Consider the following 18,422-nt stretch of genomic DNA (forward strand, 5'->3'; position numbering starts at 1 on the left):
GCCGGCCCGGCGGGCATCAGGTGCCGAGCGGGGACCCGGTGGCGAAGCGGGTGGCCACCTGCACGCCGGCCTGGAAGCGGCTGACCGAGCCGAGACTGCGCAGCAGCGCGGCAATGTGTCGGCGGCAGGTGCGCACCGACATCCCGAGCCGACGGGCCACCGCCTCGTCGGTGAGGCCCTGGGCCATCAGCAGCGCGATCGAGCGTTGCAGGTCGTCGGCGACCTCGTCGGCGTAGCCGGTCTCGTCCGCGGCCAGCGGTGCCGCGCCCTCCCAGAGCTGGTCGAACATCTCGATGAGGTACCGCACCACGTTCTCGTCGCGGACCCGGTGCCCCGTGGGCAGTAGTCCGTCGGCGGACGTCCCGAACACCACCGCGAGCGAGCGGTCGAAGACCACCGAGGCCTGCGGGACCTGGCTGATGGTCCGGATCGCCGCGCCGCCGTCGATCAACCGCCGGGACTTGGCCCGGGAGGCGAAACCGGCCCGGCTGCGGTGCGGCGAGATGATCCGGACGGAGACGCCCCGGTCGAGCACGCCGTGACAGGCCTCGAGGAGCCGGTCGAGCACCTCGTCGTCGTCGTGGCTCGGCCGCAGCACGACGAGTTCGTCGCGGCACACGTCAGCGGCCTGCTTGAGCAGTCCGCGCAGCTCCGCCACGCCTTCGAGCCGGTCGATCGAGCCGCCGGGCACCACGGCGGAGTCCCTTGCGCCGGCGATCGAGTCGATCCGCTCGCGCAGCTGGTCGGCCAGCTCCCGCTGCTGGTAGATCGCGCGTTCGATCGGTGAGACCAGCAGGGTGGCGGCATACTGCGGGTCGACCGGGACCAACCGGCCGCCGACCGCGCCGTCGGTACGTAACAGGCGCAGCTCGACGAGCTGCATGATCGTCGAGACCACTTCGTGTCCGGTCCGGCCGAGTTCCACCGCCACCCGGTCGAACCCGGACGGCGCGATCGCGCCGTGTCGCACTATATAGTGGTATACTTCGATGCATTGCGCGTTCACGCGATCCTGGGCGTCGATGCCGTCGTCCTCGACGAGGCGTCCGCCGAAGCTGGGCGTCCAACTGATCCGCGACAGAGCGTCTGTCGACATCCGCTGCCTCCCGGTCATGTTTCCCGAGTTCCGCTGGCGGTTCACCGCCGCGGGCTCCACGGTGACAGCAGCGGCAATCACGCCAACCTCACTCGCGCACCGCGCCACCCGGCCGTGCGGCACCGTCGCTCTCATCCCGCTATCACCGGCACCACCGGGGCGACCGGACGACCCACGACGACAGCCGGACCAAGAGCCGGACGATGGCAGGTTGAGAGAGCGCCGTGATGAGGTTCCTCCGTCGGCGGGCCAGGCCCGCCATCCGGTCCAGGCAGGTGGCCGGCCGACGCGTCGCGACGACGCTTAGCGATCGAGAGGGACCACGGTGACGAACGCGGACATGCCTCGCTCATTCCAGGAGACGCTGCTCCCCCACCTTCCGTACGCCGAGGGCGGCGAGCTGGCCCCGACCGACGACCTCACGGCCCTCGGCCTCGACTCGATGGGCGTGGTGCAGCTGCTGGCCGACCTGGAAGACCGGTACGGCCTGGAGATGCCCGACGAGCGGCTGACCGAGGAGACGTTCGCGACGGTCGGGTCGCTGTGGGCGACGGTCGCCGAGTTCGTCACCGTCGAGACGGTCACCGGTGAGTGAGCTGGTCACCGCCGCTCCCGGCACTCCACTGGTCCGCGTCGACCAGCTGACCCGGTACGGCGCGGCGGACCGGCCCGCAGTCACCTTCAGGTCGGAGACGATCGACTACCGCGAGCTGACCGACCGGGTCGCCCGGCTCGCCCGCGGACTGCACGAGCTGGGAGTACGCCGCGGTGACCGGATCGCCGTGTACGCCGAGAAGCGGATCGAGACCGTCGTCGCGATGCTGGCGATCTCGGCGGCCGGCGCGGTGTTCGTCCCGGTCAACCCGCTGTTCAAGGCGCGGCACCTGGCACACGTCACGGCCGATTGCACGGCCCGCGTGGTGATCACGACGGCCGAGCGGTTCGAGACCGTACGCGCCGCGCTGAGCGAGAGCACCTCGGTCACCGACATCGTGCTCGTCGGCGCCGACGCCGTCACCGGGCCCGCCGGGCGCTGGCGGATCACCGACTGGCAGCGGCTGGCCGCGACCGCCGCCGACCGGGTACCGGACGGCGCGGTGGTGATCGACACCGACATCGCGGCCATCTTCTACACCTCGGGCAGCACCGGCGGCCCGAAGGGAGTGGTGCTGTCGCACCGTAACGTGCTGGCTGGCGCGGCGAGCGTCGCCGGCTACCTCGGGCACACCGCCGACGACACGGTACTGGCGGTACTGCCGCTCAGCTTCGACGCCGGCTTCAGCCAGCTGACCACCTCGTTCATCGCCGGCGCGCACGTGGTGCTGACCAACTACCTGGTACCGCGGGACGTGGTGCGGCTCTGCGCCCGGCACCGGGTGACCGCGCTGACCTGCGTACCTCCGCTGTGGATGCAGCTGGCGGCGCTGGACTGGCCGGCGGAGGCCGGTGCCGGGCTGCGCTACTTCGCCAACACCGGTGGCCGGATGCCGCTGGCCACCCTGACCCGGCTGCGCGCGCTGCTGCCGAACGCGCGGCCCTACCTGATGTACGGGCTGACCGAGGCCTTCCGCTCCACCTACCTCGACCCCGACGAGGTGGACCGTCGACCGGACTCGATCGGCAAGGCGATCGGCAACGCCGAGATCCTGGTGGTGCGGCCGGACGGCACGAACTGCGCGCCGGGCGAACACGGTGAGCTGGTGCACCGGGGCGCCCTGGTGGCCCAGGGTTACTGGAACGACCCGGCACGCACCGCGCTGCGGTTCCGGCCGGCCCCCGGCGCCGATCCGGCGATCCGTCCGGAGATCGCGGTCTGGTCCGGTGACACCGTCTACCACGACGCCGAGGGCTTCCTGTACTTCGTCGGGCGTACCGACGACATGATCAAGACCTCCGGCTACCGGGTCAGCCCCACCGAGATCGAAGAGGCCGCCTACGCGACCGGGCTGGTGAGCGAGGCGGTGGCGCTGGGCGTCGGCGACGAGCGGCTCGGGCACGAGGTGGTGCTGGTCGTCGGCGGCGACTGCGACACCGAGGTGCTGCGCAAGTCGCTGGCGCACGACCTGCCGACGTACATGTTGCCGCAGCGGACCGTCGTACTGCCGCAGCTGCCCCGCTCGGTCAACGGGAAGTTCGACCGGGTCGAGCTGCGCCGACTGGTGGAGGCCGGCTCGTGAGCGCGCCGGTCGGGTTCACCGCCACCGGCGGCCAGCTCACCGTGGGCACGGTACCGGTGGAGCGGCTGGCCGCCCGGGTCGGCGGCACGCCGTTCTTCGCCTACGACCGCCGCCTGGTCTCCGAGCGGGTCGCGGCGGTCCGCGCCGCGCTGCCGCCGGGCATCCGGTTGAGCTACGCGGTCAAGGCCAACCCGATGCCCGCGCTGCTGCACCACCTGAGTGGCCTGGTCGACGGCTTCGACGTGGCCTCCGCCGGCGAGCTGCGGCACGCGCTGGACACCCCGATGCCGGCCGAGCAGGTCAGTTTCGCCGGGCCGGGTAAGACGACCGATGAACTCACCCGGGCGGTCGCCGCCGGTGTCCTGATCGAGCTGGAGTCGGCGGGCGAACTCGCCCGGCTGCGCGAGGTCGGCAAGACCCTCGGCATCCAGGCCCGCGTGGCGCTGCGGGTGAACCCCGACTTCGCGGTACGCGCCTCCGGCATGCGCCTCGGCGGCGGTCCGCAGCAGTTCGGCGTCGACGTCGAGTCCGTCCCCGACCTGCTGCCCGAGCTGGCCGTCGACGAGATCGACTTCCACGGCTTCCACGTCTTCGCCGGCTCGCAGAACCTGCACGCCGAGAACATCTGCGAGGCGCAGCGTCGCACCGTCGACATGATCCTCACGTTGGCCGAGCTGACCCCGGCGCCGATCCGCTACCTGAACCTCGGCGGCGGCTTCGGTGTCCCGTACTCGGCCAGGGACCAGCCGCTGGAGCTGGCACCGATCGGCGAGAACCTGGCCGACCTGCTCGACACCCGGATCCGCCCGAACCTGCCGCACGCCCGGGTGGCCGTGGAGCTGGGCCGCTACCTGGTCGGTGAGGCCGGTGTCTACCTCACCAGGGTCGTCGACCGGAAGACCTCTCGCGGCAAGACCTTCCTGGTGGTCGACGGCGGGCTGCACCACCAGCTCGCCGCGTCCGGCAACTTCGGCCAGGTGATCCGGCGCAACTATCCGCTCGCGGTGGCCAACCGGTTCGACGCCGCGCCGGAGGAGACGGTCACCGTGGTCGGCTGCCTCTGCACCCCGCTGGACCTGCTCGGCAACGACGTGTCCCTGCCCCGGGCGGAGCCCGGGGACCTGATCGCGATCTTCCAGGCCGGCGCGTACGGCCTGACCGCGAGCCCGACCGCGTTCCTCGGCCATCCACCGCCGACCGAGGTCCTGCTCTGAACGCGCGCCCGCACGCCGCCGCAGCCCGACACTCCGAACCGTCGTCGTCGCAGTACCGCTGAATGAGGCAGGTGGATCAATTGGTCAGGCAGGAAGACGACGAACACGGACCGCTCTGCTTCCGGGTCCTCGGGCCGTTGCAGGTGCAGGGCGAGGAGCCGGTCACCGTGACGGCGCGCCGGCAGAGCGTCGTGCTGTCGCTGCTGCTGCTCAGCCCCAACCAGGTGGTGGCGCTGAAGTCGATGATCGACGCGGTGTGGGGCGAGACGCCGCCCACCACCGCCCGGGCCCAGGTGCAGACCGCCGTGTCGGTACTGCGCCGGTCGCTGGCCCGGGCCGGGCTCGGCGAGCGCATCCGGATGCAGGGCACCGGCTATCTCATCGACCTGGCGCCGGGCGAACTCGACCTGCACGTCTTCGCCGACCTGGTCGCCCGGGGCCGGGCCGCCGGCGTGGCCCGGGATCCGCAGGCGGCGCGGACGGCGTTCCGCGCCGCGCTGGCCCTGTGGCGCGGTGAGCCGCTCTGCGACGTGGACAGCGACGTGGTCCGGGCGAAGCTGGTCCGGATCGCCGAACGGCGGGTCGAGGTGCTCGAGGAGTGCATCGAGGCCGAACTCGAACTGGGCCTGCACCACGAGGTGATCGGCGAGATCCGGGCCCTGGTCGCCGAGTACCCGCTGCGCGAGCGACCGGCCGGCCAGTTGATGAGGGCGCTGTACCGGTCCGGCCGGCAGGCCGAGGCGTTGGCCACCTTCCAGGCGGTGCGCAAGACCTTCGTGGACGAGCTGGGGCTCGAACCGAGCCCGGCGCTGCACCGACTGGAGTTGGCCATCCTGACCGGCGCCGACCAGCTGGCGACGCCGGTGGCGGCCGGGCCCGGGCCGCAGTTGCGGATGCCGGTACCCCGGATGCTGCCGGCCCGGACGCCGGACTTCACCGGCCGCGCGGAGATGCTGCACCTGTTGCGGCACCGGCTCGGCGGCGCAACCGTTACAGGGCGCGACCGCCACTCGCTCGACGTGGCGGTGATCACCGGCTTCGTCGGGGTCGGCAAGTCGACCGTGGCCATCGAGACCGCTCACGCGCTGGCCGGCGAGTTTCCCGACGGCCAGCTCTACGCCCGGATGCCGCCCGGCCCGGACGGCGCCGCCGAGGTGCTGGAGCGGTTCCTCCGGTCGCTCGGCTTCACCAGGTCGGCCATTCCGGAGACCCTCGACGGCCGGGAGGCGCTCTACCGCAGCGCCCTCGCCGACCGGCGGATGCTGGTGGTGATCGAGGACGTCACCGACCCGACCCAGGCCCGCCCGCTCCTGCCCGGTACGCCGGCCTGTCGGCTGATCGTGACCACCCGGGCCCGCCGGGCGTGGCTGCCCGGCGCGCACGTCTTCGAGATCGACCGACTCGACGCCCACGACGGCATCGAGCTGCTGGCCGCCATGGTCGGCCGGGACCGGGTCGCCGCCGAGCCGAGCAAGGCCATCGAGCTGGTCGAACTCTGCGGTGGTCTGCCGCTGGCGCTGCGGATCGCCGCGAACCGGCTCGCCGCCCGTCCGCACTGGAGCCTGGGACAGCTCGCCGCCCGGCTCGTCGAGCCCGGGCAGCGGCTGGGTGGGCTGGTCCACCAGGGCCTGGACGTACGGGCCGGGCTGAGGGGGACCTACGACGCCCTGCCGCCGGCGGCACAACTGCTGTTCAGGCACCTCGGCGAGTTGGAGACCGACACCTTCGCGGCCTGGGTGGCCGCCCCGCTGCTGCAGCTCGACGCGGACTCCGCCGCCGAGGTGCTGGAGACCCTCATCGACGCCCGGCTGGTCGACGTGCTCAGCGGCACCGGCGGGGCCACCCGCTACCGACTGCGTGACCTGGTCCGGCTGCACGCCCGTGACCTGTCGCTGGCCGAGAGCAGCGCGGCCGACCGGGCCGCCGCGACCCGACGGATGCTCGGCGGGTGGCTCTTCCTGGCCGACGAGGCCCGGCTGCGGCAGGGCGGCCACCGCATCGCCCGCCATTCGGCCGCGGCCGTCTGGCCCCTGGCCGAGCCGCTCGTCGACGCCGCGCTGACCGATCCGCTGGCCTGGTACGAGCGGGAACGCACCGCGCTGCTGGCCGCGGTCCGGCAGGCCGCCCGCGCCGGCGAGGTGGCCTACTGCTGGAACCTCGCCGCCGCCGTCGCCGCGCTCGCCGAGACGCAGTCCCGCTTCGGCGAGTGGCGGGAGAGCAGCCTCTGCGCCCTGGAGGCCGCGGTGCGGGCCGGGGACCGACTCGGTGAGGCGGTGATGCTGTACGGGCTCGGCCGGCTCGACCTCTGCGAGCAGCGGCTGGACCATGCCGCGGCCCGGCACGAGGTGGCCCTGGAGGCGTTCGACCAGCTCGGCGCCCTGGACTGGCGGGCGATCACGCTGCGCTCGTTGAGTGCGGTGCACCGGATGAGCAGCCGGCCGGCGCAGCTGGTGCCCGACACCGGCGCGGCGCGTCGGGACGACCGGCATCCCGAGCACCGGGTAGCGGTCGGCCGCATCCCGTTCCGGCAGCACCAGTTCGGGCTGGCCAGCGGCATGGCGGAGGACCAATGACCCAGGGAAGGGACGCTGATGTGAGCACGATCAAGGCGCAGCCGGTCGGATCGCCGGCGCGGCACCAGGATCAGGAGTGGACGTCGCTGGAGGCGGTCGAGGTCACCAAGCGCTACGGCGACGTGGCCGCGCTGGCCGGCTTCAGCCTGACCGTCGCCCGAGGCGAGATCGTGGGACTGGTCGGACACAACGGTGCCGGCAAGACCACCTTCGTCGAGGTGGTCTCGGGCCTGATCCGGCCGGACAGCGGGGTGGTGCTGGTCGACGGTCGGACACCCACCCAGGCGCGCGGGCAGATCGGCATCTCGCCGCAGCACATCGCGCTGTACCCGCCGATCACCGTCCGGGAGCACCTGCGGCTCTTCGGCGGCATCGCCGGGCTGCGGCGCCAGGCACTGCGTACCGAGATCGACGACCTCGCCACCGGTCTGCACCTGACCGGGTTCCTGGACCGGCCGGTCGGGGTGCTCTCCGGCGGGCAGCAACGCCGGACCCAGGCCGCGGTGGCCCTGATCCACCGACCGTCGCTGCTGCTGCTCGACGAGCCGACCGCGGGCGCCGACCCGGAGACCCGGCAGGCGCTGCTCAACGTGGTCAAGCAGCGGGCCGGCGAGGGGGCGGCGGTCATCTACACCACTCACTACCTCAACGAACTCACCGACCTGCAGGCAAGTATCGCGGTCGCCCGACGCGGCCGGATCATCGCCCGCGGCAGCAGCGCGGAGCTGCTGGAGGGGTTGCCCGGCGAGGTCCGGGTGACCTTCGCCGACGAGGTGGTGCAGGTCTCCACCACCGACCCCACCACCGCCCTGGTGGAGCTGCTGAAGGGCACCGACCGTCAGGTCGAGTCCGTCGAGCTGCGCCGTCCCGACCTTGACGACCTCTACCACTCGCTGGCGGTAACCGATGTCGACTGACGCCCTTCGCCGTACCGGCCTGCTGGTCCGGCACAACGCCGTGCTCCGGCTGCGCGACCCCGCCCAGCTGATCAGCTACATCGCCCTGCCGATGGTGCTGATGCTGGTGCTCAAGCCGCTCTACGAGGAGGCGCTGGACAGCGGCACGCTGCAGGCGGTGACCGGGCCGCTGGTGATGTTCTCGGTCTTCGCGCTGTCGATCGTCGGCAACTCGATCCTGGTCGAGCGGGAGTGGCGCACCTGGGACCGGCTGCGGGCCAGCCGGGCCGGCCGCGTCGAGCTGCTGCTCGGCAAGACCGGTCCGGTACTCGTCCTGCTGCTGTTGCAGCAGGCCGTGCTGTTCGCGTTCGGCTGCCTGGTCGTCGGGCTGCCATTGCCCCGGCCGTCCGCGGTCGGCTACCTGGCCCTCGCGGTCGGCATCTGGGGGCTGACCCTGCTCGCGGTGGGCGCCGCCCTGGCCACCGTGGTACGCAGCCGCGGCGAACTGAGCGTCGCCTCCGACCTGGGGGCGATCATGGTCAGCGCGCTGGGCGGCGCGCTGGTGCCGGTGTCGCTGATGCCCGGTTGGGCGCAGCACGTCGCGCCGCTCTCCCCCGGCTACTGGGCCATGTCGATGCTGCGTGCCGCGGTCGACAGCGACCCCGCCGGCATGCTCCGCCCGGCGCTGGTCTGCCTGGGCATCGCCCTCGTCGCCGGAGGGCTGGCCTCCTGGCGGCTCGCTCGGGGCTGGGGCCGCAGCCGGCTGATGTGACCGGCACGAGCAATCCGTCCGAACCCCCGATCCGGTGTACCTGGAGGTCATCGTGACTGAAACTGACTACGACTCCGCGGTCGCGCTCATCGGTATGGCCGGGCGCTTTCCGGGGGCGGCCGACGTCGGCGAACTCTGGCGCAATCTGCGCGACGGGGTGCCCGGGCTGCGGCCGATCACCGACGAGGAGCTGACCCGCGCCGGTGTCGCCCCGGCCCGGGCCGCCGACCCGGACTACATCCGGGTCGGCGGCCCGGTCGACGACCTCGACCTGTTCGACGCGGGCGCGTTCGGCTTCAGCCCGCGCGAGGCCGAGACGATGGAGCCGCAGCACCGGCTCTTCCTGGAGTGCTCCTGGCAGGCGCTGGAGGCCGCCGGCTACCAGCCGGTCGACCCGGGCGCCCGGGTCGGTGTCTTCGCCGGCTGCGCGTTCCCGGACTACATGATCGACAACGTCGCGCACATGGTCGACGAACCCGGTGAGGGCCTGCTCTTCGCGGTCGGCAACGAGCGGGACTCGCTCACCTCGCTGGTCTCGTACAAGCTCGGGCTGCGCGGGCCGAGCGTGACCGTGCAGACGTTCTGCTCCACCTCGCTGGTCGCGGTGCACCTGGCCTGCCAGAGCCTGCTGACCTACGACTGTGACGTGGCCCTCGCCGGTGGCGCCTTCCTGCCGCTGCCCCAGCCCGCCGGCTACCTCTACGAGCAGGGCGGGATCCTCTCCCCCGACGGCCGGGTGCGCAGCTTCGACGCGGCGGCCAACGGCAGCGTGATGGGCTCGGGGGTCGGGGTGGTGGCGCTCAAGCGGATGACCGACGCGCTCGCCGACGGTGACGTCATCCACGCGGTCATCCTCGGCTCGGCGGTCAACAACGACGGGCCGGAGCGGGTCGGGTACACCGCGCCCGGCGTCGAGGGCCAGGCCGAGGTGATCGAGACGGCGCTGGCCGTCGCCGGCGTGAAGTCGGAGACCATCGGCTACGTCGAGTGCCATGCCACCGGCACGCCGCTGGGCGACTCCATCGAGCTGGCGGCGATGAGCCGGGTGTTCCAGACGACCCCGCCGACCCCGTGCGTGCTCAGCTCGGTCAAACCCTCGGTGGGGCACCTGGACCGCGCGGCCGGGGTGACCGGCCTGATGCGCGCCGCGCTGAGCCTGCGGCACGAGATCCTGCCGGCAGTCGCCGGCTACACCACACCGAACCCGACGCTCGCCGCGGCGGCCGACCGGTTCACCGTGCTCACCGAGCCCCGCCCCTGGCCTGCCGGACCCGACCCACGCCGCGCCGGGGTCAGCTCGTTCGGGCTCGGCGGCACCAACGCGCACGTGGTGTTGGAGCAGGCGCCGGCGCGTGTTCCCCGGGCCGCGACCGGTCCGCAGCTGCTCACCTTCTCCGCCGGTGACCCGACGGCGCTGGAAGCGCTGACCGACCGGCTGCGCCAGCACCTGGTCCAGCACCCGGAGGCCGACCTCGCCGACGTCGCGTACACCCTGCAGGTGTCCCGTGGGCGCTTCGCGCTGCGCCGGGCGGTGGTCTGCCGGGACCGCGACGACGCGATCGCGGCCTTGGCCGACGCCGGCCGGTGGATCGACGGCGAGACCCGTCGGCGGGACCCGGCGGTGCTGCTACGCGCCGGTGACGGCGTACCGGACGCCTGGTGGGCCGAGCTGTCCGCGGCGGTCGGCCCACTGCTGCCGGCTGACGGCGCAGCGCGTGGCACCGACCGGAACAGCGTGCTGGCCGACCTGGGCACCGGGCTGGCCCGGCTCGGGGTGGTGCTGACCGGCGAGCCGGCCGACTCCGCCAGCCCGGTCGAGGTGCTCGTCGCCCCCGGTGACGAGGTCGCCGCCGAGTGGGTGCTGACCACCCTGGCCCAGCTCTGGCTAGCCGGGGCGACGGTGGACTGGGCGGCGCTGCACCTGGGTGCCGGCCGGCGCGTCGAGCTGCCGACCTACCCGTTCCAGCGCAGCCGGTACTGGGTCAAGCCCCGCCCGGCGCAGGCCACCGCGGCCCGGCCGGTCGAGGGCCGCGTCGACGACCCGGCGGAGTGGACCTACCTGCCGACCTGGACACCACGCCCGCTGGACACCGCGGACCTGGACGAGCGGCTGCGCGCCGCCGGCCCATGGCTGGTGCTCACCGCCGACGAGCGCGGCGAGGCGCTGCTCGCCCGACTGGCCGAGGCCGGCGCCGAGGTCTGCGCGGCCCGGCCGGGCGAGGCGTTCGAGCAGGACGAGGCCGGCGACTTCACCGTCCGCGCGGACGCACCGGACGACCTGGCCGAGCTGGTCCGTGCCCTGTTCGTCGCCCCGCGCACCATCGTGCACGGGTTCAGCCTGGGCTCCCCGGAGGGCACCGGCGGCGAGCACTTCGAGCGGGGGCAGGACCGGGGATTCCGCTCCGCGCTCGCCCTGGTACGGGCGCTGGCCGACGACCCGGACACCCCGCCGACCGAGCTGGTGCTGCTGACCTCCGGGGCGCTCGGGGTGCTCGGCGCCGATCTGCGCCACCCCGAGCACGCCACGCTGGCCGCGCTGGCGCCGAGCCTGGCCCAGGAGAACCCGTTCCTGGCCTGCCGGCACGTCGACGTGGCCGGCACCGTCGACGTCGAACAGGCGCTCGCCGCCAGCGTGCACCCGCACCAGGGCCCGGTCGCCGTCCGGGACGGCGACGCCTGGTCCCGGCACTACCGACCGCACCCGCTGCCCGCCCCGACGGCGGACCGGCCGATCGTCAGCGCCGGTGACACCGTGCTGATCACCGGCGGGCTCGGCGACGTGGGGCTGGTGCTGGCCCGACACCTGGCGGAGCGCTACGGCTGCCGACTGGTGCTCACCGCCCGGACCGCGCTGCCGCCGCGCGAGCAGTGGCCGGCGCGGAAGGACGGCGACGACCGGGTCGCCCGGCACATCCGCAACATCCTCGACCTGGAGCGGCAGGGCGCCGCGGTGCTGGCGACAGCCGCCGACGTCGGGGACGAGGCGCGGATGCGCGAGGTGGTCGACGCCGCGGTGGCCAAGTTCGGCGGCATCGACGTGGTGGTGCACGCGGCCGGCATCCAGAGCCCGGAGTACTTCGGGCTGGCCCACCTCTCCGACCGGGCGTCCTGCGACGCGCACCTGAACGCCAAGATCCACGGCTTCCACGTGCTCCAGGCGGTGCTCGGTGAGCACGCCCCGGACCGGCGCATCACGCTGTCCTCGGTCTCCGCCGTGCTGGGCGGGATCGCGCTGGGACCGTACTCGGCGGCGAACGCCGGCCTCGACGCGTACGCCCGGGTGGCCCGGCTGCGCGGCGAGGGGCGCTGGATCACCGTCGACTGGGACACCTGGGCGATCGATCCGAGCCGACCGGACGGGATGACCGGACAGACGGTCCGCGAGTACGAGATGTCGCCGGCCGAGGGGGTCGACGTCTTCGGTCGGGCCCTCGCCGCCGTCGGGCACGTCGGCCACCTGGTGATCTCCACGGGCCCGATCGAGGCCCGGATCGCGCAGTGGGTCACCAACGACCCGGCGGCCGGCGGTGCCGAGGAGGTCGAACGCGAGCGCCATCCCCGGCCCACGCTGGCCACCCCGTACGTCGAACCGGAGGCCGGGGTGGAGCGCACGATCGCCGACATCTGGGCGGCCACCCTCGGCCTGGAGACTGTCGGCGCCACCGACAACTTCTTCGAGCTGGGTGGACACTCGCTCATCGCCATCTCGCTCGCCACCAAGCTGCGCAGCAACGTCTCGGCGCAGCTGCCGGTCACCGCGCTGGTGGAGTACCCGACGGTCCGCCAGCTGGCCGCCCTGGTCGGGCAGGATCAGTAACAGTCAAGCTGAACCAAGCGAGGGGGGCACCGGCGGTCCGCCGGTGCCCCCCTCGCTCGCCGGGTCAGCTGCCGACCAGCTCGGCGGCGGTCGCGGCCAGCGCCCGACGGTCGGTCTTGCGGTTGGCGTTGAGCGGAAACTCGGCCAGGAAGACGAACCGCCGGGGCAGCAGTGCGCGCGGCAGGGTGGCGGCCAGTTCGCCGGCCAGCACGGCGGCCGGACGGCGTACCCCCACGCAGAACGCCACCAGCACGTCGTCGACCACCACCGCGACCGCGTCCTGGACGCCGTCCAGCGCGCGCAGCCGGCACTCGATCTCGGCCAGTTCGACCCGTACCCCACGGATCTTGACCTGGTGGTCCACCCGGCCGAGGTAGGCCAGTTCGCCGCCGCCGATCGGCCGGACCAGGTCACCGGTGCGGTACCAGCGCTCGCCGCCGTGGCGCAGGAACCGGCCCTCGTCGTCGGCCGGGTCGAGGTAGCCGGGGAACATCTGGTCCCCGGTCACGCACAGCTCACCGACGGTACCGGCGGCGGCGCCGGGCAGCTCGATCCCGGCGTCGTCGGCCGCCTCCCGGGCGACCGGTCGGATCAGGTGGCGCATGCCCGGATGCATGGTGCCGATCGACACCACGTCGTTGACACAGCGGGCCGGCGACGAGTCGGGGTCCCACCGGTGCACGCTGCACGAGATGGTCAGCTCGGTCGGGCCGTACAGGTTCTCCACCAGGCTGCCCGGTGCGGCGGCCTGCCAGTCGGCGGCGTCGTGCGCGAGCAACGGCTCCCCGCAGAACAGGCTCCAGCGCAGGCTGGGAAAGGCGTCGGGCGCCAGCCGGCGCAGCCGGCGGGTCAGCGCGATCACGCTGGGCGAGGAGAACCAGACGGTGATCCGGTGCTCGGTCAGGAACTCCGCGAGGTTGGCGTAGCAGGTGGGCGGGACGGTGACCACCGTGCCGCCGCTGCCCCACCCCGCGAAGAGGTCGAACATCGCCAGGTCGAAGGTCAGGTCGAAGGTCTGGGAGAAGACGTCCGCGGCGGTGAAGCCGTACCGGTCGTGCACGAACCGCAGGTACGCGTCGACGTTGCGGTGCAGCACCGGTACGCCCTTGGGCCGGCCGGTGGAGCCCGAGGTGAACAGGATGTAGGCGATCTCGTCGGCACCGACCTGCCGGGGCGCGGCCAGCGGGGTGCCACCCGGCTCGCGGACCACCACCACGTCGGTGAGTTCGGCGGCCAACTCGGGCAGCACCCGCTCGCCGTGCTCGTCCACGATCAGCGTGTCCACCCGGGCCGCCGCCATCATCTGCCGGGTCCGCTCGGCCGGGAAGTCGGGGTGCAGCGGCACCACCGCCGCACCGGAGTAGACCGCGGCGAGCAGACCGGCGTACGCCTGCGGGGTGCGGCTGGCCAGCAGTCCGACCCGTCGCGGCGCCGCGCCGGCCGTGGTGACCAGGTCGCCGGCCAGCGCCAACGCCCGCTCGTGCAGCCAGCGGTAGCTGTAGGTGTGCCCGTCGACCCGCAGCGCCTCGGCCGTCGGGTCGATCCGCAGCCCCCGGTCGAACCACTCGGCGAGCACCCGGGGCGGCGCCCCGGCCGGCACCGGGGCCGGCCGGGGCGGATCGTCGATCGACCGCTCGGGCAGCGGCGACCGCGTCGCGATCTGCACGGTGCTCACGGGGTCCCTCCCACCGGCCCGGCGCCGGCGAGCACACCGAGCGCCGCGCCGATGTACCGGTGGGTCACCGAGGGCTGTTCGAGGACGGCGAAGTGTCCACCACCGATGCTGTGCGCCCGGAACCGCCCGGTGGTCTCCTCGCGCCAGCCGTGCATCGACACCGCGCTGGCGCGTGGGTCGTGGCTGGCCGCGATCGCGGTGATCGGCACCCGCAGCGGCGGCTCGGGCCGGTACCGGTAGTTCTCCTTGAGCGCGAAGTCGCCGCGGAACGGCGGCAGGATCATCCGCCGTACGCTCGGGTCGGCCAGCATCCAGTCCGGTGTACCGCCGAGCCGGCGCAGCATCGCCACCACCTGCTCGTCGTCCAGCCCGGTCACCTGCGGGTCGGTGTCCGGCGTGCCGGGTGCCGGGCTGGCGGAGACGAAGAGGTGCACCGGGTCCGGGCCGCCGCGCCGGCGGATCTCGCGCACCAGCTCGAACCCGACCACCGCGCCCAGGCTGTGCCCGTAGACCGCCCAGGGGCGGTCGTCCTCCGTGAGCACCACCTCGGCCAGCTCGCCGACCAGCGCCTCCACCCCGGTGAACGGCTCCTCCCGCAGCCGGGTCTCCCGGCCGGGCGGCTGCACCGGGCAGACCGCCACCGGCCCCAACCGGCCGAACCAGGGCCGGTACGCCGACGCCGACCCGCCGGCGTGCGGCAGGCAGTAGAGCCGCACGTCGCCGTCGGACATGCCGAACGGCAGCCAGCGGCGCAGCCGGGTGTCGTCGACCGTTCTGGTCACCGCAGCACCTCGATCCGGACGTAGTCCGGCGGCTCCTGCAGGTTGTCCAGGTTCGCCGCCAGCACCAGGTGCGAACCGTCCCGGCTGACCTCCCGGAAACCGCTGAACGCGTAGGTGATCTGCATCATCCGGTTACGGCCGGTCTCCACGAAGTCCGCCCGCAGGCCGGCCCCGGCCGCCTTCGCCTGGCTCATGATCTGGCCGAGCAGCACCGAGCCGACGCCCCGGGACATCACCCGGCAGGACATCAGGATCATGTGCAGCCGCCAGTCCGGCTTGCTCTTCTCCACCAGCGCGACGCCGATCTTGCCGTACGAGCCGAACCGGTCGGTCAGCGTCGCGACCAGCAGCAGGTGGTCCGGTGACTCACGCAGCGCGTCGAGCTCGTCGTAGGAGTACGTCTTGCCGGTCGAGTTGAGCTGGTTGGTGCGGACGGTCAACTCCTCGGCGCGCTGCAGGTCCTCCCGCCGGGCCGGCTCGATGGTGAAGGTCATGTCCAGGGTGGCGAGGAACTCCTCGCTGGTCCCCACGAAGTCGGCGGCCACCTCGTCGCGGGTCAGCTGGCTCTGGTACATGCCCCGGCGCTGGGCCGACTCGTCGGTGATGAACCGCGGCCGGAACTCCACCCCGGTCAGCACCTGCTCGATGTCGGCGGCGTCCACACAGGTCACCTCGGGCAGCGCGTACGCCACCTCGGCCAGCTCGAACTCCTGGTCGTCGACGAAGGCGAACGCGTCCAGGCCCAGGTTGAGCTTCGCGGCGATCTGCCGGATCGACTCGGACTTGGCGTCCCAGCCGATCCGGGGGAACACGAACATCTCGTCCAGGCCGAGTTCGCGCAGCTTGGCCATGGCCGCTTCGTGGTCGTTCTTGCTGGCCACCGAGTTGAGCACACCCATCGCGTCCAGCGCGCGGATCTGCGCGACCGCGGCCGGCCGGACGGTCACCTCGCCGTCCTCCAGCAGCACCCCGTCCCAGACGGTGTGGTCCAGGTCCCAGACCACGCACTTGATCCGGCCCTGCTTGGGCTTGGTCGGCGGGGCCTGCGCCAGCACGCTCATGCCGCCCACCCCCGGTAGGCCTCGCCGGCGATGGTCATCCGTTGGATCTCGTTGCTGCCTTCGATGATCTCCATGACCTTCGCGTCCCGGTAGTAGCGGGCGACCGGGTAGTCCGGGCTGCACCCGTTGGCGCCGTGCACCTGGACCGCCTCGGCGGCGTGCCGCGCGGCGGCGGTGGAGGCGAAGTACTTCGCCACCCAGGTCGCCATGATGGTCGAGGCGTCACCGGCGTCCTTGAGCCGGCCGGCCTCGGCGACCAGCATCCGGGCCGCCCGGACGTCGGTCACCATGTCGGAGATCTTCGCCTGGATCAGCGGCAGGTCGCGCAGCGGCGAGCCGCCGACCCGGCGGCGGGAGGTGTAGCCGACGCAGGCGTCCAGGCAGGCCTGGAGGATGCCGACGCTGCCGGTGGCGACGCTGTACCGGCCGAGGTCCAGCGTGCCGGTGAGCACCATCCCGGAGGCGAAGGCGCTCGGGCCGAGCTGGGCTTCCCGGCCGAGTAGCACGTCGGTGAAGGTGATCTCGGCCAGCATCGACGCCCGGGTGCCGAGCATGTCGTGGATCGGCCGCACCGACACCCCGGGGGTGTCCCGCGGCACCAGCAGCGCCACGATGCTCGACGCGGTCCGGGCGAAGACCAGGAACAGGTCCGCCCGCTGGCCACCGGTGGTCCAGGTCTTCACCCCGTTGAGCAGCCAGTCGCCGCCCCGGGCGACCGCGGTGGTGGCCAGGTTGGAGGTGTCGCTGCCGGCGCCCGGCTCGGAGAGGCAGAACGCCCCGAGGGTACGCCCGCTGGCCAGCTCCGGCCCCCAGCGCGCCAACTGTTCGGCGTTGCCCCAGCGCTGCACCGCCCAGGAGGCCATGGTGTGCACGGTGAGCAGGCTGCGTACCGAGGAGCAGCCCCGGCCCACCTCCTCGTGCACCTCGCCGAGGGTCACCAGGTCCAGCCCGGCGCCGCCGACCGCCGGGGGCAGGAACGGCGCCCAGAGCCCGGCGTCGCCGATCCGCTCCAGCAGTTCCTCGGGGATGGCGCCGGCCCGGTCGTAGGCGTCGGCGTACGGAGAGATGTGCTCGTCGACGAAGGCACGGGTGCTGGCCCGGGTTACTGGTCCGGTCAGCAGCAGCGGCGCCTGCATGAGACTCGTCATCGCCGCACTACCCGACCGTCACGCCGCGACGCTGCCGGTCCACCAGCGCGGTCATCGCGCTGACGGTACGGAAGTTGTCGATGCTCAGCTCGTCGTTCGGGATCGTGAACTCGAAGGTCTTCTCGAGGAACATCACCAGCTCCATCGCGAAGAGCGAGTTGATGTAGCCGCAGGCGAAGATGTCGTCGGTCTCGCCGATCTGCGCCTGCGGGAAGCGCCCCTGGATGAAGGACAGGATCTGGGTGTTGACCGTCTCCGACATGGTGTCGTCCTCAGCTCTCGTAGTTGTAGAAGCCACGGCCGGTCTTCCGGCCGTGCAGTCCGGCGTCGGTCATCTGCTTGAGCAGCGGGCACGGGCGGTACTTGCTGTCCGCGTAGTGCTCGTAAAGGACCTCGACGCTGTAGAGGATCGTGTCGACGCCGATCAGGTCGGCGGTCTCCAGCGGACCCATCGGGTGCCCGAAGCAGCCCCGGAACACCTCGTCGACCGACTCGGCGGTGGCGACGCCCTCGTGGACCAGGAACGCCGCCTCGTTCACGGTCAGCATCAGCACCCGGTTGGAGACGAAGCCGGAGGCGTCCTTGACGTCGACCGCCTTCTTCCCCATCCCGCTGAGCAGCTCCCGGGTGCGCTCGATGGTCGACGCCGAGGTGTGGAAGCCGGGGATCATCTCCACCACCGGCTTGGCCGGTACCGGGTTCATGAAGTGCACCCCGATGACCCGCTCCGGGTGCTTGCCGACTGCGGCTACCCGGGTGATCGGGATCGCCGAGGTGTTCACGATGATCACCGTCTCCGGCGGGCACACCTCGTCGAGGCGCTGGTGGACCTCGCGCTTGATGTCCCAGTTCTCGGTGACGTTCTCGATCACGGCCGAGGCCTTGTCCAACGCCTCGACCCCCACCGCGGTGGTGATCCTCGCCAGGATGGCGTCCGGGTCCAGCGCCGGTCCGCCCATCAGCCGGCTCATCCGGCAGTTGCGGGCGATCACGGCCCGGGCCCCGGCGAGGATCTCCTCGGTCCGGTCGACCAGGACGACCTCGTACCCGTACTGGGCCAGATTCTGTGCCACTCCGACGCCCATGACGCCGGCGCCGACTACGCCGATGACGGTCATGACTTCTCCCTTTCCGTACCCTGGTTGACTGAACTTGCCGAGCACCCGCCGCCGACGGGTCGCGTGCGCTGGTTGGCGGAGACGGACACCGTC

The 18,422-nt window shown here is 72.7% G+C and carries 14 protein-coding genes; 7 read left to right on the forward strand and 7 right to left on the reverse strand.

Annotated features, from left to right (window positions below; translation table 11 throughout):
- Positions 1 to 16: 16 nt before the first annotated feature.
- Complete coding sequence (locus ACLQ20_RS21385; RefSeq protein ID WP_151452348.1) at positions 17 to 1,096, reverse strand: helix-turn-helix transcriptional regulator; 1,080 nt, start codon at positions 1,094 to 1,096, stop codon at positions 17 to 19.
- Between the two features lie 340 nt (positions 1,097 to 1,436).
- Here ACLQ20_RS21385 and ACLQ20_RS21390 point away from each other — a divergent pair, with 340 nt between their 5' ends.
- The 7 genes from ACLQ20_RS21390 (at position 1,437) to ACLQ20_RS21420 (ending at position 12,545) form a co-directional block, all read left to right on the forward strand.
- Positions 1,437 to 1,691, forward strand: coding sequence for a phosphopantetheine-binding protein (locus ACLQ20_RS21390; RefSeq protein WP_151452349.1), 255 nt, complete (start codon positions 1,437 to 1,439; stop codon positions 1,689 to 1,691).
- Complete coding sequence (locus tag ACLQ20_RS21395; protein ID WP_358118610.1) at positions 1,684 to 3,273, forward strand: acyl-CoA ligase (AMP-forming), exosortase A system-associated; 1,590 nt, start codon at positions 1,684 to 1,686, stop codon at positions 3,271 to 3,273. The genes ACLQ20_RS21390 and ACLQ20_RS21395 overlap by 8 nt, the downstream gene beginning before the upstream one ends.
- The gene (locus tag ACLQ20_RS21400) at positions 3,270 to 4,487 is read left to right on the forward strand and encodes a pyridoxal-dependent decarboxylase, exosortase A system-associated (RefSeq protein ID WP_151452350.1); all 1,218 of its coding nucleotides are present in this window, start codon (positions 3,270 to 3,272) and stop codon (positions 4,485 to 4,487) included. Before ACLQ20_RS21395 ends, ACLQ20_RS21400 begins: the two co-directional genes overlap by 4 nt.
- Positions 4,488 to 4,567: 80 nt before the next feature.
- On the forward strand, positions 4,568 to 7,060 hold the full coding sequence (locus tag ACLQ20_RS21405) for an AfsR/SARP family transcriptional regulator (RefSeq protein WP_327028955.1): 2,493 nt from the start codon (positions 4,568 to 4,570) through the stop codon (positions 7,058 to 7,060).
- 20 nt (positions 7,061 to 7,080) lie between these two features.
- Complete coding sequence (locus ACLQ20_RS21410; RefSeq protein ID WP_225851865.1) at positions 7,081 to 7,977, forward strand: ABC transporter ATP-binding protein; 897 nt, start codon at positions 7,081 to 7,083, stop codon at positions 7,975 to 7,977.
- Positions 7,967 to 8,728 carry an ABC transporter permease gene (locus ACLQ20_RS21415; RefSeq protein WP_151452353.1) on the forward strand — a complete coding sequence of 254 codons (762 nt, stop codon included), beginning with the start codon at positions 7,967 to 7,969 and terminating at the stop codon, positions 8,726 to 8,728. Before ACLQ20_RS21410 ends, ACLQ20_RS21415 begins: the two co-directional genes overlap by 11 nt.
- 52 nt (positions 8,729 to 8,780) lie before the next feature.
- Entirely contained in the window at positions 8,781 to 12,545 is a 3,765-nt protein-coding gene (locus ACLQ20_RS21420) for an SDR family NAD(P)-dependent oxidoreductase (protein WP_425857417.1), read from the forward strand.
- Positions 12,546 to 12,609: 64 nt separating this feature from the next.
- On the opposite strand, the gene ACLQ20_RS21425 is transcribed toward ACLQ20_RS21420, so the two are convergent.
- The 6 genes from ACLQ20_RS21425 to ACLQ20_RS21450 are packed head-to-tail and all read right to left on the reverse strand — an operon-like array spanning position 12,610 to position 18,329.
- Positions 12,610 to 14,220 (reverse strand): AMP-binding protein, encoded by a 1,611-nt coding sequence (locus ACLQ20_RS21425; protein WP_425857419.1) that lies wholly within the window; start codon positions 14,218 to 14,220, stop codon positions 12,610 to 12,612.
- Positions 14,217 to 15,002 (reverse strand): thioesterase II family protein, encoded by a 786-nt coding sequence (locus tag ACLQ20_RS21430; RefSeq protein ID WP_358118616.1) that lies wholly within the window; start codon positions 15,000 to 15,002, stop codon positions 14,217 to 14,219. The genes ACLQ20_RS21425 and ACLQ20_RS21430 overlap by 4 nt, the downstream gene beginning before the upstream one ends.
- The gene (locus ACLQ20_RS21435; protein WP_425857421.1) at positions 14,999 to 16,063 is read right to left on the reverse strand and encodes an HAD-IIIC family phosphatase; all 1,065 of its coding nucleotides are present in this window, start codon (positions 16,061 to 16,063) and stop codon (positions 14,999 to 15,001) included. The genes ACLQ20_RS21430 and ACLQ20_RS21435 overlap by 4 nt, the downstream gene beginning before the upstream one ends.
- Positions 16,060 to 17,211 carry an acyl-CoA dehydrogenase family protein gene (locus tag ACLQ20_RS21440; RefSeq protein ID WP_225851870.1) on the reverse strand — a complete coding sequence of 384 codons (1,152 nt, stop codon included), beginning with the start codon at positions 17,209 to 17,211 and terminating at the stop codon, positions 16,060 to 16,062. The genes ACLQ20_RS21435 and ACLQ20_RS21440 overlap by 4 nt, the downstream gene beginning before the upstream one ends.
- Positions 17,212 to 17,218: 7 nt before the next feature.
- On the reverse strand, positions 17,219 to 17,473 hold the full coding sequence (locus ACLQ20_RS21445) for an acyl carrier protein (protein WP_151452356.1): 255 nt from the start codon (positions 17,471 to 17,473) through the stop codon (positions 17,219 to 17,221).
- 10 nt (positions 17,474 to 17,483) lie between these two features.
- Positions 17,484 to 18,329 carry a 3-hydroxyacyl-CoA dehydrogenase family protein gene (locus tag ACLQ20_RS21450; protein WP_151452357.1) on the reverse strand — a complete coding sequence of 282 codons (846 nt, stop codon included), beginning with the start codon at positions 18,327 to 18,329 and terminating at the stop codon, positions 17,484 to 17,486.
- Between the last annotated feature and the right edge of the window lie 93 nt (positions 18,330 to 18,422).

Origin of the sequence: Micromonospora sp. DT46 (assembly GCF_049841735.1) — a bacterium.
In the GTDB taxonomy this organism is placed as follows: domain Bacteria; phylum Actinomycetota; class Actinomycetes; order Mycobacteriales; family Micromonosporaceae; genus Micromonospora; species Micromonospora reichwaldensis.